General features: G+C 64.1%; 14 protein-coding genes. 3 read left to right on the top strand and 11 right to left on the bottom strand.

The genetic code is table 11. The features are described from left to right. Positions 1 to 20: 20 nt before the first annotated feature. From IVB01_RS06940 to IVB01_RS06965, 6 genes are all read right to left on the bottom strand, one after another. Positions 21 to 830, bottom strand: coding sequence for an N-acetylmuramoyl-L-alanine amidase (locus tag IVB01_RS06940; protein WP_247281960.1), 810 nt, complete (start codon positions 828 to 830; stop codon positions 21 to 23). Positions 831 to 833: 3 nt separating this feature from the next. Then, on the bottom strand, positions 834 to 2,171 hold the full coding sequence (locus tag IVB01_RS06945) for a Rieske 2Fe-2S domain-containing protein (protein ID WP_247450636.1): 1,338 nt from the start codon (positions 2,169 to 2,171) through the stop codon (positions 834 to 836). Positions 2,172 to 2,345: 174 nt separating this feature from the next. Then, positions 2,346 to 3,242 carry a TauD/TfdA family dioxygenase gene (locus IVB01_RS06950; protein ID WP_247281963.1) on the bottom strand — a complete coding sequence of 299 codons (897 nt, stop codon included), beginning with the start codon at positions 3,240 to 3,242 and terminating at the stop codon, positions 2,346 to 2,348. A 377-nt stretch (positions 3,243 to 3,619) separates the two neighbouring features. Continuing rightward, positions 3,620 to 4,903 (bottom strand): flavodoxin-dependent (E)-4-hydroxy-3-methylbut-2-enyl-diphosphate synthase, encoded by a 1,284-nt coding sequence (ispG, locus tag IVB01_RS06955; RefSeq protein ID WP_247281964.1) that lies wholly within the window; start codon positions 4,901 to 4,903, stop codon positions 3,620 to 3,622. Positions 4,904 to 4,915: 12 nt separating this feature from the next. After that, the gene (locus IVB01_RS06960; protein WP_247281965.1) at positions 4,916 to 5,869 is read right to left on the bottom strand and encodes a DMT family transporter; all 954 of its coding nucleotides are present in this window, start codon (positions 5,867 to 5,869) and stop codon (positions 4,916 to 4,918) included. Positions 5,870 to 5,989: 120 nt separating this feature from the next. Then, a complete protein-coding gene (locus IVB01_RS06965; protein WP_247281966.1) occupies positions 5,990 to 6,484 on the bottom strand; it encodes a transcriptional repressor in 495 nt (164 codons plus the stop codon). Between the two features lie 157 nt (positions 6,485 to 6,641). On the opposite strand from IVB01_RS06965, the gene IVB01_RS06970 reads away from it, so the two are divergent. From IVB01_RS06970 to IVB01_RS06980, 3 genes are read left to right on the top strand one after another with little or no spacing between them, the layout of a single operon-like run. After that, positions 6,642 to 7,124, top strand: a complete 483-nt coding sequence (locus IVB01_RS06970; RefSeq protein ID WP_247281967.1) for a MarR family transcriptional regulator — start codon at positions 6,642 to 6,644, stop codon at positions 7,122 to 7,124. Next, a complete protein-coding gene (locus IVB01_RS06975; protein WP_247281968.1) occupies positions 7,117 to 8,286 on the top strand; it encodes an HlyD family secretion protein in 1,170 nt (389 codons plus the stop codon). Before IVB01_RS06970 ends, IVB01_RS06975 begins: the two co-directional genes overlap by 8 nt. A 19-nt stretch (positions 8,287 to 8,305) precedes the next feature. Then, positions 8,306 to 9,862: an MDR family MFS transporter gene (locus IVB01_RS06980; protein ID WP_247281969.1), complete on the top strand. Its 1,557-nt coding sequence runs from the start codon at positions 8,306 to 8,308 to the stop codon at positions 9,860 to 9,862. A gap of 136 nt (positions 9,863 to 9,998) precedes the next feature. Here IVB01_RS06980 and IVB01_RS06985 read toward each other — a convergent pair whose 3' ends face one another. The 5 genes from IVB01_RS06985 to pcaF form a co-directional block, all read right to left on the bottom strand. Then, complete coding sequence (locus tag IVB01_RS06985; protein WP_247281970.1) at positions 9,999 to 11,090, bottom strand: ecdysteroid 22-kinase family protein; 1,092 nt, start codon at positions 11,088 to 11,090, stop codon at positions 9,999 to 10,001. Positions 11,091 to 11,139: 49 nt separating this feature from the next. After that, positions 11,140 to 12,828: a methyl-accepting chemotaxis protein gene (locus IVB01_RS06990; protein WP_247281971.1), complete on the bottom strand. Its 1,689-nt coding sequence runs from the start codon at positions 12,826 to 12,828 to the stop codon at positions 11,140 to 11,142. 219 nt (positions 12,829 to 13,047) lie between these two features. Beyond that, a complete protein-coding gene (pcaG, locus tag IVB01_RS06995; RefSeq protein WP_247281972.1) occupies positions 13,048 to 13,650 on the bottom strand; it encodes a protocatechuate 3,4-dioxygenase subunit alpha in 603 nt (200 codons plus the stop codon). Beyond that, positions 13,651 to 14,352, bottom strand: coding sequence for a protocatechuate 3,4-dioxygenase subunit beta (gene pcaH, locus IVB01_RS07000; protein WP_247494324.1), 702 nt, complete (start codon positions 14,350 to 14,352; stop codon positions 13,651 to 13,653). It lies immediately after the preceding gene. A 203-nt stretch (positions 14,353 to 14,555) separates the two neighbouring features. Then, positions 14,556 to 15,764 carry a 3-oxoadipyl-CoA thiolase gene (gene pcaF / locus IVB01_RS07005; protein WP_247281974.1) on the bottom strand — a complete coding sequence of 403 codons (1,209 nt, stop codon included), beginning with the start codon at positions 15,762 to 15,764 and terminating at the stop codon, positions 14,556 to 14,558. Positions 15,765 to 15,832: the final 68 nt, after the last annotated feature.

The following is a 15,832-nucleotide window of genomic DNA, read 5'->3' on the forward strand; positions in this document are numbered from 1 at the left end:
TGTTTGAACGAACAGGCAGTCTATCGCCTCTCGCAGAACTCCCTCATCGCAGCCGCAACGGCCCCCGCGACCGCGTCCTGCCGCTCCGACGAATTCATCTCCATCTCCTCGTCGCGGTTGATGATCGAGCCGGCCTCGAGCAGCACCGCGGCGCTTCTCGTCCGCGAGAGCACGACGAGCCCGTCGTAGCGATAGACGCCGACGTCCTTGTCGAGCAGCTGGCGCCGGTAGTGGCCCATCACTGGAAGGGTGTATTGCCTCGCATAGTGCAGGCCCTGCTCTTTCAGCTGCCTGCCGATCATCCGTGCCAGCAACAGGCTGGTGGCGAAGTGCGGATTCTGGTGCGACACGAACAGCGAGTGGCCCGAAAAGCGGTCGCTGAAATAGCTGTTTGCGCCATCGAATTCCCAGGTCTCGAGCAGCTTGTCCGGCACCGAATCGTGATGGACCGACAGGAACAGATCGGCGCGGCCGTCATTCGCGGCACTAACACGCTTGAACAGGCTCGCTCTCGCCTTGCCGTTCGTCACGAGCAGGCGGGTTGCGGCAAAACCTTCGGATTTGAGTCTTGCGGTGATGAGACTTGCGAGACGCAAGTTGAAGCCGAACTCCGGATCATTGCGCGCGCTCAATGCGCCGTAGGCGTCTGGGGTGTGCCCGACATCCACGACGATGCGGAATTTCGCCATCTCGCATTTGGCCGGCGACGGCTTCGGCCTGGGTCTCGCGATCTTTCGCGTAGCAGCAGCCTCGCCGACGTCGACAAGCGCGAGCGGCGACAGCAGGATCGAGGCGATGAGCCCGGCGATGATGCTGCGCGACTGCCCCAAGCTCTACTCCGCTGCCGCGATCCGCGGGCGGCCGACGAAGCCCGCGACATCACCGAAACGTTCCAGCATCACCGCGGGCAGGTCCTTGGTCTTGCTGGTGACGCAGGCGCCGGAGCGCACCGCGTAGCGATCCTGGTGCGCCGCCTGCGGCGGCGGCTCGCCGTGCTGGAGCGCCCGCGCCAGATCCATGACGGTTTTGCGGAAATGCATGATGCCGAGATCGGTCGGGCCGAGATGCTCGCGGGTGCGGTCGGCGATCGGCCCCTGGCTGTCCTGCACGGCAGCGTCCTGCTCGGAGACGCCCTTGATGCCGGTGTAGCTCCTGGTCTTCTGGAGCTTGCGGTCGATCAAATAGTCGTTGCCCTTGTGGCGGAGCGGCACGTAATTGTCGTCGACCTCCGCGATCACGCCATTACCGCGATCAAAAGCGTCGCGCTCGGCTTGCGTCAACGGACGCTCCGGATTCCAGGCATAGGTGTAGATCCAGCAATTGGTGTCGGTCACAGGCACGAAGGTCTGGCCAAAGATATTCTCGCCCGGCATCGCGCTCGGCGCATAGGCGTGGAACGGCATCAGGAATTGCGCGATGCGCCAGTAGATGTTGTCGCCGCCGGTCAGCCGGCCACCGGCGATGGTCAGCCCCGCCTCGTGGGAGCTGACTTTGATGATCGGGCGCGGGTCCTCGGCGATCCAGCGCATATGGTCCGTGTTCACGCGGGTGAGCGGATTCACAAAATGCCTCTTGATGTCCAGAATCTCGTTCTCTTCCTTGTCGAAGGAGAGATGGGCGAAGGTGAAATGCGCGGTGTCGATCGAGCCTTCGAGCGCCTGCACCCAGTTGCAATCCTGCCACTTCTTGCTGACGTAGCGATGCGAAGCCGGCAGCAGCGCCAGCTCGAGATCGGGCAGCTCGGGCATCGCTTCGGCCGGGCCCATATAGGCCCAGATCATCTCGCCCCATTCGCGGACCGGATAGGATTTGATGCGGATCAGATCCTTGGCGTTGAGATCGGGATAGGAGGTCGGCATGTCGACGCAACGTCCGTCGGTGTCGAACTTCCAGCCATGATAGACGCAGCGGATGCCGCATTCCTCATTGCGCCCGAGCCAGAGATTGGCGCCGCGATGCGGGCAATATTGGTCGATGACACCGACGACGCCGTTTGAGTCGCGAAAGGCGAGCAGCTCCTCGCCGAGCACGATGATCTTCTTCGGCTCGCCGTCAGGCTCGGGGAGCTCTTCAGAGAGCAGGACGGGAATCCAGAAGCGGCGCAGCAGCTCGCCCATGCCCGTTCCGGGGCCGGACTCGGTCAGGAACTTGTTGTCCTCGGCGCGGAGCATGTGATCCTCCCGATTTGTTTTCGGGAAGATTGGCGCGAGAGCGCAAGGGCGTCAACGCAAGATAGCGCCCCTGTCCCGGACGTGGCGCGCCATGAAATGCCGCGACGCAGAGCCGGGCCATCGCTGCCACCTAGGGCCCCGCTCTACCGCGCTGCGCTGCGTCCGGGCACGAGCTTACACCGGCCGCTCACCCTTCACCGTCACGCGCGTGCCCGAGCGCGTATGCGGCCAGTAATCCCACATCGCGCGGTGCTGGGTGCAGCGGTTGTCCCAGAACGCGATGGCGTTCTCGGTCCAGCGGAAGCGGCATTGGAACAGCGGATTTTCGGCGTGCTGATAGAGATAGGCGAGCATCGCGTCGCTCTCGTCGCGCGGGATGCCGTTGATGTGGCGGGTGAAGCCGCGGTTGACATAGAGCGCCTTCCTGCCGGTGACCGGATGCGTTCGCACCACGGGATGCTCGGCGTGCGGATAAGAGGGGCGGTCCGCGACGCCGTAATTGGCGTAGAGTCCACGATAAATCGGCTCGCCGTCATGCAGCGCAGTGAGCCCGTCGAGATAGACCTTCATGCGATCGGACAGCGCCTCATAGGCTGCATACATGTTGGCGAACAGCGTGTCGCCACCGCGCGGCGGACATTGCTTAATGTAGAGGATCGAGCCCATCGGCGGCTCGAGATCGCAGGACACATCCGAATGCCAACCCTCGCCATTGGCACGCGGCGAGTTCTTGTCGGCATAGATTTTCATCAGCGCCGGGTCTTCATCCTCATGCGGCGCAGCGGGATGAAAATGCAGCTCGCCAAACTTGCGGCCGAAGGCGAGATGCTGTTTTGGCGTGATGTGCTGATCGCGAAAGAAGATCACGAGGTTTTCGGCAAGCGCGCGGTGGATCTCGTCCATCTGCCGGTTGGAGCGGGTGTCGCCCTCGACGAGCCTGCCGATGTCGACGCCGGAGATTTCCGCGCCGATGATCGGGGTGAGCTTTTCAACCGCGATGGTCTCGTAGGGAGCACCGTCTTCGGCGGTGTGGCGATAGCGCGGACCCTGCTTGCCGGCGAGTGAGCTCATGGCGGTTGGCTCCCGATCATTGTTGATTGAGAGCAATGTAGCCCGGCTGGAACGATGCGCAATCTGAGAACGGTCGTTCCACGATGGGCAAGGCCCCGGATTTCGCTTTCGCTCCATCCGGGCCACAGGCGCTTGATGGGCCCGGCGATGCGCGCTGATGCTTTTTCCGATAGGTTGGGCGAAAAATCGGGGAGAAACAAATGGCCGAGGATGATCCTTCGACACTCCCTTCTCAGCCTCCGAAGCCGAGCGGACGCCATCCGCTGTTCGGAGCGTTGAAGGACGTTACATTCGTTCCCTCTGGTGTCGATCTTACCGAACCAGCGGACCCGGATTGGGGCGAAGCATATGAGCAACCGAAGCGGTGCTGACCTCGATCACTCCGCCGCCGTCACCGGCACCTTGGCGCCTTGGCCGTAGCGCTGTTCGATATAGTCGATCACCAGCGCCTTGAAGTCGGCGGAGATCGTCGGGCCGCGCAACGTGCGGAACTTCTTGCCGTCGACGAAGACCGGGGCGGCCGGGGCTTCGCCGGTGCCGGGCAGCGAGATGCCGATATTGGCGTGCTTGGACTCGCCGGGGCCGTTGACGATGCAGCCCATCACCGCGACGTTGAGCTCTTCGACGCCGGGATATTTTGTCTTCCAGTTCGGCATCTCATCACGGATGAAATCCTGGATCGAGCGGGCCAGCTCCTGGAACGTGGTCGAGGTTGTGCGGCCGCAGCCGGGGCAGGCCGCAACCAGCGGCACAAAGGTGCGGAAGCCCATGGTCTGGAGCAGTTCCTGGCCGACCTGCACTTCACGGGTGCGGTCGCCGCCGGGCTCCGGCGTCAGCGAGATGCGGATGGTGTCGCCGATGCCCTGCTGCAAGAGAATGCCGAGCGCGGCTGAGGACGCCACGATGCCCTTCGAGCCCATGCCGGCCTCGGTCAGCCCGAGATGGATGGCATAGTCGGAACGTCTGGCGAGATCCTGGTAGACCGCAATGAGATCCTGCACCGCCGAGACCTTGGCGGACAGGATGATGCGGTTCTTCGGCATGCCGAGTTCTTCGGCGCGCGCGGCCGACAACAACGCGGACTGCACCATGGCCTCGCGCGTCACCGCGCGCACGTCGCGTGGATTGGCCGAAGCAGCGTTCTCGTCCATCAGCTTGGTCAGCAGTTCCTGGTCCAGCGAGCCCCAATTGGCGCCGATGCGCACTGGCTTGTTGTTCTTGTTGGCGATCTCGATGATGTCGGCGAACTGGGTGTCGCGCTTGTCCTTGAAGCCGACATTGCCGGGATTGATGCGGTATTTGGCGAGCGCTTCGGCGCAGGCCGGATAGGCCGCGAGCAGCTTGTGACCGATATAGTGGAAGTCGCCGATCAAGGGCGTGGTAATGCCGCGCTTGAGCAGGCCGTCGCGGATGTGCGGAACGGCGGCGGCAGCCTCCTCCCGGTCCACGGTGATGCGGACCATTTCTGAGCCGGCGCGCGCGAGCGCTGCGACCTGGGCAATGGTGCCGTCGATGTCGGCGGTGTCGGTGTTGGTCATCGACTGCACGACGATCGGCGCACCGCCGCCCACCGAGACGTCGCCGACCTTGACCTGGGTGGTTCGGTGCCGGGGCGCGGGGCCCGCGATGTCGGAATCGAGAGGGTTTTCGAGCTTGTTCATGGGGTCCAAATATCAGGTTTTGGTGACGTTCAGCAATGCATCGCGCGCCGCCGCAGCCGATGAGCTGGGACGGTTAACCAGAAAAAGCCCAGCAATTACAAGGACCGCGGCGGCCCCGAATGTCAGGCTTAGGGTGTCGTGCATGATGAAATAGCTACCGACCACGCCAAACAAAGGGGTGATGAAGGTAAAAGCCGACAATTTGCTGGCCGAATACGTCTTCACCAGCGCGAACCAAAGCGTGAACGTGGTTCCAACCACCCAGATCGCCTGGAAGGCCATGAGAGCGAGGGACAGGGGCGCAGGCGTATGCGTGACGGATTCGCCGAACAGCCAGGCTGCCAGGCCGAGGATCGGGATCGAGGTCGCGACCTGATAGCCCAGCGCCTTCTCGGGCGCGGCGAAGCGCAGCCGCGTGCCCTTGGCGACCAGCGTGGTTGCCGCCCACAGCGCCGCGCCGCCGACGATCATGAGGTCACCGAGCAACACCTTGGCATCGACATCCGGCTGCGGCACGCCGATGGCGAGCGCGACGCCGGCAAAGCTCACCGCCAGTCCCAGCCATTGCGTGCCGCCAAGCCGTTCGCCGAGCACCTGATAGGAGCCGAGCGCGACGAAGAACGGCGCGGTGTAGAGGAAGACGACCGCCCGAGAGGCCGGTGTGAAGCGCAGGCCCTGGAAGATCAGAACGAACTCGATTCCGAACATCAATCCGGCGATCAGGCCGGGCTTCCAGGTGCGGTCACGTTCGAAGAAATTGACGTCACGAAGGGTGCCGATGATGAATAGCACCGGCAGCGCGCCCATCGAGCGGATCGTGGCCTGGAGCATCGGCGGGATATCCGGCAGCACCAGCTTCACCGCAATCTGGTTGAAGCCCCAGGTCAAGCACAGCATCAGCATCAGGGCGATGGCGCCGACGCTCAGCGGGCGACCGGCGGAGGATATGGCTTGTGGTGAGGACATCTCTTCCCGACTACCGGCGTTGTGCCGTTGTTACTTGAGCGATCGGACGGTGGGGCTCTTTACCTCTCCCCAGCGGGGAGAGGTGGACACCGCGGCCTTGGGTCGAGTTGATCGCATTCTTCAGGCAGCTTTCTGACAATGGGTGCAGATGCCCGTGATCTCCACCACGGACAATTTAGGAGCGAAGCCTGAGCTGCGCGCAGCGGCATTGAGTTCCTTGGCGAAGGAGGCCGACGGGATCTCGCCGACCAGGCCGCAGCGTTCGCAAATCAGGAACGCCACCGCCGAGGTCGCGTCGTGGTCATGGGCGGCGCAGGCCAAATAGGCGTTACGGCTCTCGATGCGATGCACGAGGCCGTTGGCCATCAGAAAATCGAGAGCACGATAGACCGTGATCGGCGCTGGTCGCGCCATCGACTTGGCGAGTTCGTCGATCACCTCATAGGCGCCAAGCGGGCGGTGGCTGGAGAGGAGCGCCCCGAGCACCTGACGGCGGATCGGCGTGAATTTCTGCGCGCGCTGCTCGCAGACCTGTTCGGCATGCGCCAGCGCATCCGCAGTGCAGCGGTCGTGATCGTGATCGGGCGCGGGAAATGCCGTGTTTGCGAGGGTCATGCGGGACGCGTTCTAGCATTTTGCTGATGGAACCCAAAGCGCGACCGGCAACGCGGCTGCCAGCCATGCTCTTGGAGCGGGACGGCGTCCCGCTAATCCGCCATGAAATAATCATAAGCTTGCTTATTATATTCCAGGCTTATTGGAGACGAAGCTCATGACCCGAGGGTCGGTCGACCAGAATTTCCTGTTCACGCTGGGTGAGCTCTACCGCTTGTTGCGTGTCTATGCCGACAAGGAGGCGTCCCGTTTCGGCATCACCCGCGCGCAATGGGCCGTGCTGTCCAAAGTCGAGCGCAGCGAGGGCATGAAGCAGTCGGAGCTCGCCGAGCTCCTCGAGATGCAGCCGATCACGCTGACGCGCCTGATCGACAAGCTCTGCGACAATGACTGGATCGAGCGCCGCAGCGACGCCTCGGACCGCCGCGTCAAGCGCCTGTATCTGAAGAAGGCGGGCCGGACATTGCTCGGCCGGATGAGCGGGCTGAAGTCCGAAATCACCGCCAATGCGCTCGACGGCATCAACGCGGCCGACGCCCACCGCCTCCTCACCCAGCTCGAAACGATCAAGGAAAACGTGCGGACCGCGATCCAGACATCCGGAGCGGAACAAGCACGCAAGGAGCAGCGCTATGGCTGATCAGGTCCTCAAGTTCCAGCCCGAGCAGAAGATCGACGGCGGCAAGCCCACAAAGAAGGCTGGCACGGATCCGCGCCGCCGCGTGGCGGCGGGCCTGCGCCGCTACCGCCGCTTCCTCCTCCTGGTCGTCCTGCCGGTCACCGTCGCCATCGGCGGCATCACCTTCTATCTCCATGGCGGCCGCTATGTCGGCACCGACGACGCCTATGTCGGTGCGCAGAAGGTGCTGGTGACGCCCGACATCTCGGGCAAGATTCAGAAGGTGATCGTGAGAGAAGGACAGTCCGTCAAGCAGGGCGACGAATTGTTCGAGATCGACCCCGTTCCGTTCCGCCACGCAGTGGATGAAGCCAAGGCGCAGCTCGCGCAGGCCCGCACGACCTATGAGAACCTCGTCGCCAATATCAAGATCTACGGCGACATGCTCAACCTTGCCCAGCAGGGCGTCGACCTGAAGCAACGCGATGTCGAGCGCAAGCAGGCGCTGGTCAAGAACAATTACGGCTCGCAGCTCGATCTCGACAACGCTGCCAACGCGCTGGTGACCGCAGGCGCACAGGCACAATACATCAAGCAGCAGCTCTCCAACGCCAAGACGCAATTGCTGGGCGATCCCTCGTTGCCGCTGGAGCAGTTCCCGCCTTACGCGCAGGCGAAAGCCAAGCTGGACGACGCCCAGCGCAACCTCGACCACACCGTCCTGCGCGCGGCGATGGACGGCGTGGCCACGCAAGTGGAACAGATCCAGCTCGGCCGCTACGTCGCCGCCGGCACGCCGGTGTTCTCCATCATCGACGTCGCCCATCCCTGGGTCGATGCCAATCCGAAGGAGAGCGATCTCACCTACGTCACCGAAGGACAGCCCGTCACGCTCGAAGTCGACGCATTTCCGAACCACCTTTTCAAGGGCAAGATCGGATCGCTCTCGCCCGGCACCGGCGCGCAATTCGCGATCCTGCCGCCGCAGAACGCCACCGGCAATTTCGTCAAGGTGGTGCAGCGCGTGCCGATCCGGATCTATTTCGACGAGACCGACAAATACGTGCGGAAACTGAAGGCCGGCATGAGCGTCTACGCCACCATCGACACCGGCCATCGGCGCTCGCTCGCCGGCCTGCTTGGCCTGTCAGCGACCGCGGGCCAAGGCCAGGACAAAGAATAAACCTGAGAAGGACTGATCGATGTCCGGCCCCAATGCCAGTCTGATGGTCCCAGGCCTGCGCCGGAACATGGTGACGATCTGCGCCATGACCGCGACCATCATGCAGGCGCTGGACACCACCATCGCCAATGTCGCATTGCCCTACATGCAAGGCACGCTGTCCGCCTCGCAGGATCAGATCAACTGGGTGCTGACCTCCTACATCGTCGCCGCCGCGATTATGACGGCGCCGGTGGGCTGGATCGCCAACCGCTTCGGCCGCAAGCGCATCTTCATCATCTGCTCGGCGGGCTTCACCATGGCGTCGGTGTTGTGCGGCCTCGCCCAGGACATCAACCAGATGGTGCTGTTCCGCCTGCTGCAAGGCGTGTTCGGCGCCGCCCTGGTGCCGCTGTCTCAGTCGGTCATGCTCGACTACTACACGCTCCAGGAGCGCGCCAAGGCGATGTCGATCTGGGGCATGGGCGTGATGATGGGCCCGATCATGGGCCCCTCGCTGGGCGCCTGGCTCACCGAGACCTATTCCTGGCACTGGGTGTTCTTCGTCAACCTGCCCTTCGGCGCCATCACCGTGCTCGGGCTGATCGTCTTCATGGACGAGACCCGGAAGGATTTCAGCCTGAAGTTCGACTGGTTCGGTTTCGCCGCGCTGGCGATCGCGATCGGCGCACTTCAGCTTGCGCTCGACCGCGGCGAGCAGCTCGGCTGGCTTGAGTCGAGCGAGATCCTGGCGGAATTCATCGTCTCCGCTGTCGCCTTTTACTTCTTCCTCGCGCACTCCTTCACGACATCGACGCCGTTCATCCGCTTCGCGCTGTTTCGGGATCGCAACTTCGTCACCGGCTGCGTGTTCATGGTCGTGATGGGGCTCGTGCTGTTCTCGACCATGGCGCTGGCTTCGCCCTACATGCAGAACGTGATCGGCTATCCCATCATCACCGCCGGCCTGCTGCTGGCGAGCCGCGGCATCGGCACCTTCTTCGCCATGATGCTGGTCGGCCGCATGATGCGCTATGTCGAGGCCCGCACGCTGATCATCGCAGGCCTCACGCTGACCGCGGGCTCGTTGTTCCAGATGACCGGCTGGACCGACCTGACCCAGGTACCGGAGATCGTCACGGTCAGCGTCATCCAGGGCTTCGGCTTCGGCCTTGTCTTCGTGCCGCTCTCGACCGTGGCGTTCCTGACGCTGTCGAACGAGCTGCGTACCGACGGCACCGCGATGCTGACCCTGATGCGCAACGTCGCAAGCTCAGTCGGCATCTCCGTCGTCATCGCCCAGCTGACGCAGGGAACGCGGCGGACTTATGCGATTCTCTCCGAGCACATCAACCCGTTCAACCATGCGCTCCAGATGCCCAGCGTCAGCGGCATGATCAATCTTTCCACAGACGCCGGCCGCGCCATGACCGACAGAATGGTCAGCGTGCAGGCGCAGATCATCGCTTTCGCGCACGATTACCAGCTGGTGATGGTCTTCATCCTCTGCACCATCCCGCTCGCTTTGCTGATCGGCTCGACCAAGGCCACACTACGCAAGCAGGCCGCCGGGCCGGAGCATGCGGTGATGGAGTAGTGATCGGTCCCGTGCCCCGGACGCAGCGCAGCACGCAACTGATGCGCTGCTGAGCCGGGGCCCATGCCCGCGGCACGATTGTCCCGGTTCTGCGGCGCAGCGTTACACGCTGCACCGCGCCCGGGACACGAGCGCGCTACAACAACTCCTCGCACCCGAGATCCTCGACCGCCATCATCACCCGCTCCAGGTTATTCCACCAGATCAGCGGCGGGATGTTGATGCTCCATTGCCAGACCGGCTTGGTGATCTGCCAGAGCACCGACCGGCGATAGTCCTGATCGAGCGCGCCGCGCGTGTAACCCGTGACACCGTGCTGTATCAGCGTCTCGTGATAGAGGTTGAGCAGGGGCCGTTCGAGTGCCTGCCGGCGGTCCGGATACCATTGCGTCGCCATCATGTAGGCGAGGTCACCGGTCGGCACGTTTATGCGCCACTGGTCGAAATCGAAGATGCGAACGGTGTTGGCAACGCCTGTGCGCGGCAACAGAAAATTCCAGGTATGGGCGTCGCCATGAGCGATGGTGACATGCCGGCGCGAATGATAACGCTCGAGCAACCGTTCCGATTGCTCGATGAAGCGGCGGAAGAGGATGCGCCGCTCCTCGCTGAGGCGGTCGCCGAGCAGATCGGCGAAACGATCGTAGTGACCAGCGAAGGTCGCCATCAGCTTCGCACTGTCGTCGGTGCTCATCCAGGTGCCGATAGTATCGCCGAAGCTATCGTGGTCCCACCACGCCGCGTGCCAGCGCGCGAGTGTCGTCACGATCGCCGTTGCCTGCTCTCGCGAGGGCGGCAGCGGCCATTGAGTTGCAATCTCATGGCTGTCGGTGAGGTCCTCGAGCAGGAGATGCCAGGTGAGGCCGTCCTCGTCAAAATGTCCGTCGAAGCAGCGCGGCACGAGACCCCGCGGCGTTTCTGGCTCAAGCTGCGTGTAGAACGCGACTTCGTTCCGGCCGCTATTTGCGAGCGACTTGGCGAAGCCTGCATGCGCGGTCTTCAGGATCAGCGACTGCGGGGCGCCAGCGGACTCCCCAACATAGCGCAAACCGAGACGCACGATATGTGACACGATGGTGTCGCGCTGATGCAGCACCTTCACCTCGCGCACCGCACCGGCGTCCAGCGCGCCGGCCCGGCGCAGCGCGGCCGTGAGGTAACCGGGCTCGGCAACCGCCGGCAGTTGCGCATTCGTCATGAAGACCACGATGCCCCTGTGCCGCGCCATACTGCACGATCACAACCGCCGGCACCAGCGGCAGGCATCGCGCCGGGCGTCACGCCGCGGCAGTCGAGTCCCGCACGGTCCGCACCACGACCGACCGCAGTTGCTCGAGATTGGCGGCCATGCCGGCGATCGCCTGCCTGACCTCCGCGGCGCGCTCGTTCACGGAGGCGGCGTCGCGGCTGACATGACCGATCTTGGCCGAGACCTCCTTCGCCGCCGACGCCGATTCGGAGATCGATCGCGTGATCTCACGCGTCGCGGCGTCCTGTTCTTCCATCGCGGCAGCAACCGAGATCGCGACACCGTCGATCTCGGCGATGTGGCCCCCCATGGTCTCGACGGCGTCGACGGCAGCCTGAGTCGCGGTCTGGATCTCGGCAATCAGCCGCCCGATCTCCTCGGTGGACTTGGCGGTCTGATCGGACAGCGATTTCACCTCGGTGGCGACCACCGCGAAGCCGCGGCCGGCCTCGCCGGCGCGCGCCGCCTCGATCGTGGCGTTGAGCGCCAGGAGGTTGGTCTGGCCGGCGATGCCGCCGATAAGATCGGAGACCTCGGCGATCTTCCTCACCGAACCAGCCAGCGCCTGAGTGGTCGAGCGCGCCTGCTCACGGCCGGCGACCGCAGATTTGGTGACCGTGCTGGTCCTCGCGACCTGACTCGCGATCTCGCGGATCGAGGCGCTCAGCTCTTCGGCCGCAGCCGAGACGGTTTGCGAGCTGCCGAGGGCCTGGGTGGAGGCCGCGGCGACCGCCTGCGACTGCGCGGAGAGCGAACTTGCGATCTCGGACAGGCTGGTGGCGACCCGCTCCACGCCCTGCGTCGCCGCGCTCGCGCTGTCGACAGACCGGCCGGTCTCGCGTTCGACGGTCTCGGCCATCTGCTGCAGGGCGCTGCGCTTGGCGCGCGCGGCCTCCTGTTCCTGCCGCAACTGCTCCTCGCGCAGGCGGGAATTCTCGACCGCCGCCTGCTTGAACACCAGCAGCGCACCCGCCATCGAGCCAACCTCGTCCTGGCGGTGCGCGAAAGGAATGTCGGCTGCGAGATCGCCGGTCGCGAGCTTCTGCATCGTGTCCGTCATTCGTACGATCGGGCGCACCACGCCGAGCGCAACGCCGAGCAGGCCTGCGGCAATGAAGGCGAGGACGGCGGCGGAGACGCCGAGGAGGATAAAGAGCATCGAACTGTCGCGGTCCGCGGCCAGCTTCTCCATGGCGGCATTCTGCTTGTTGGCACTCTCGACGATGCTGTCGATGACGGCGCGATGCGCGGTGTATGCGCCCTTCAGCTGCGCATAGGCGCGCTCGGAAGCGGCCGCGTCCTTGGCCTTGAGGGCTGGCAGGAGCTGGTCGGACGCCTTCCAGAATTTCTGCACCTCGGCATCGGACTTCGACACCAGCGCGGTCTTCAGGTCTGCCGAGAGGCTGGAGGCGACCCAGAATGCCTTGCGCTCGTCGTAATCCTTGCGGAGCTGAACTAGGCGCTCGCCATGAGTGGCAAGCTGGTCCGGCTCGCGCATGGCAAGCGTGGCCTCGAGATAGGCTTCGATGACATATTCCGGCGGCGGCAGGATATCGGCGATGAGGTCGTTGCCGAGCTTGATATCGGAATAGAGCGGGCCGCCGACCTTGAGCTCTCTTAGGGCGTAGAGGCTGGTGGAGACCACGGCCGTAAAGCCGAGGGCCAGGACGACACCGAATGCAATGATTGCCGAGGAAAGCGAAAAACGAATTTTCATGGAACAATCCGGTCGCGCGGTCGAAATCCAAATGGATACTAAACGACTACGGTAAACACGGGATTGCTACGCGCGGAAATTGCGCTCCGCGAACTCCGGGGAAACTACGGGGAAACTACGGGAAGCATCAGGGGCGGCTCCGATACGGAAGACGCCCCCGGCCCCCGTCCCGGACAAGCGCGTCTCAGGCGCGCCCGCAGGTCCGTGACGACGCGGGCGTTAAACGTCGAAGAACACCGTCTCGTCGTCGCCCTGGAGCCGCAGGTCAAGCCGGTAAACCGCCTTGCCGGCCTCGCGCGTCGCAACCAGCGTGGCGCGGCGCTCAGTGGGCACCAGCGCCAGCACGGGATCGGCGGAATTGCCGGCCTCGTCGCTGAAATAGATGCGGGTATAGAGATGCCTGAGCATGCCGCGCCCGAAGACCGCAAGAAGGATGTGCGGCGCCTGCGGCTTGCCGTCGGGATCCGGCACGGCGCCGGGCTTGATGGTCTCGAAGGCGTAATTGCCATCCTTGTCGGTGCCGCAGCGGGCAAAGCCGCGGAAGCTCGCATTCGGCAGCGCACGCTTGTCCTGCGGGTCGGCAAAGCGACCTTGCGCGTCCGCTTGCCAGATCTCCAGCATGCAATCCGGCACGGCGACGCCATCACCGTCGAATACCCGGCCCTCGATGCGGATACGGTCGCCAGAAACGTCGGGCGTGAGCGTCGAGTTGGTGAACGCGTCGTTCCAGGCGTATTCGCCGTTCGGCGTCAGGCCGTATTTGAAGAACGGACCGACGGTTTGCGATGGGGTGATCCCGTTGGGCTTCACAGAATCCTGCACTTAATGGTTCTCCATAGGCGTGGCGTTCTGGCCGCGCAGCACGATGTCAAAGCGATAGCACAGCGCCCATTCGGGCTGTGTGTTCTCGAGATCGAAGGAAGAGACCATCCGCGCCCGCGCCTTTTCGTCCGGCACCGAATTGAAGATCGGGTCGAACGGGAACAGCGGATCGTTCGGGAAATACATCTGCGTCACGAGGCGCGTGACAAAGGAATGGCCGAAGACCGAGAGGTGGATGTGCGCGGGCCGCCACGCATTGTGATGATTGCCCCAGGGATAAGCGCCCGGCTTGATGGTGACGAAGCGGTAGTAACCTGAGGCATCGCTCACGGTACGGCCGGCGCCCGTGAAATTTGGATCGAGCGGTGCCGGGTGCTGGTCACGGACATGGACATAGCGGCCGCAGGAATTGGCCTGCCAGATTTCGACCAGCGAGTTCGGCACGCCGCGGCCGTCCTCGTCGCGGACGTGGCCATGCACGATGATGCGCTCGCCGAGCGGCTCGCCACTTTGCTGGCGGGTCAGATCATTGTCGCCCTCGCGCACGGTCTCGTGGCCATAGACCGGGCCAGTCAGCTCCGACAGGGTGTGGCGCATCGGAATCAAGGGCTGGTGCGGCGCGCGCTTGATCGAGCTCTTGTACTCGGGAGACAGCGGCAGCGGATGCGCCTTGTTGCTGTCGACGGGATAGATGAACGTCATTGGCGAACTCCTCCCCGGCCGTTCAGGGGCCGGTCAACGCTCGACAATCATTATAGGACATAACTAATTTGGGGAAGCGGGTTTCGCAGCCCCTATTACTTGTTGTTCCGGGGCAGCCCGAGAGGGCTGAACCCGAAATCTCGAGATCCCGGGTTCGGTGCAAGCGCACCACGCCCGGGGATGACGAGATGCGCCGCGCCCCGTCAGTTCAATTTCTCGATCGCGACCGCGACGCCCTGGCCGACGCCGACGCACATGGTGGCAAGCGCGAGCTTGCCGCCGCGCTTTTCCATGCCATGCACGGCGGTGAGCGCGAGACGGGCGCCACTCATGCCGAGGGGATGGCCGAGCGCGATGGCGCCGCCATGCGGATTGACGAAGTCGGCGTCATCAGCCACGCCAAGCTGACGCATGCAGGCGATGCCCTGCGAGGCGAAGGCTTCATTCAGCTCGATCAAGTCGAAATCGCTGATCTTCTTGCCGAGTCGCTCCATCAGCTTGCGCGTCGCCGGCACGGGTCCAATGCCCATGATGCGCGGCGGCACGCCGGCCGAGGCGAGGCCGAGAATGCGCGCGCGGGGTGTCAGCCCGTGCTTCTTCACCGCAGCTTCGGATGCGAGGATCATCGCGGCGGCGCCGTCATTGACGCCGGAGGCGTTGCCGGCAGTGACCGTGCCGGGATTGCGCACGATCGGCTTCAGCTTGGCGAGCCCCTCCAGCGTGGTCTCGGGGCGCGGATGCTCGTCCTTGTCCACCGTGATAGGGCCGGCCTTGCCGCCGGCAATGGTGATCGGGGTGATCTCTTCCGCAAAATAGCCGGATGCAATCGCCGCGCCGGCACGCTGCTGCGAGCGGATCGCGAAGGCGTCCTGGTCGGCGCGCGAGACCTGGAATTCCTCGGCGACATTTTCGCCGGTCTCCGGCATCGCGTCGACGCCATACTGCGCCTTGAGCAGCGGATTGATGAAGCGCCAGCCGATCGTGGTGTCGAAGATCTCGGCCGAACGCGAGAACGCCTCCTGCGCCTTGCCCATGACGAAGGGGGCACGGGTCATGGATTCGACACCGCCGGCAATCGCAAGCTCGATCTCGCCGGAGCGGATGGCGCGCCCCGCGGCGCCGACCGCATCCAGCCCGGACGCGCAGAGCCGGTTCAGGGTCTGGCCCGGAACCGAATCCGGCAGGCCCGCCAGCAACAGCGCCATGCGTGCGACGTTGCGATTGTCCTCGCCGGCCTGATTGGCGCAGCCGAAGAAGACTTCGTCGACCTGGCCCCAGTCGAGATTGGGACGCTTGGCCATCAGCGCCTTGATCGGCGCGGCCGCCAGGTCGTCGGCGCGCACCTTGGCGAGCGAGCCGCCGAAACGGCCAATCGGGGTCCGCACGGCATCGCAAATAAAGACGTCACGCATCGCTGTTCTCCCTGAATGCCGCGGTTCGGCCCAATTTCTTCAATGAGGGCGGAGTTTTAGGAGGGCGC

It is taken from the genome of Bradyrhizobium sp. 164 (assembly GCF_023073715.1).
In the GTDB taxonomy this organism is placed as follows: domain Bacteria; phylum Pseudomonadota; class Alphaproteobacteria; order Rhizobiales; family Xanthobacteraceae; genus Bradyrhizobium.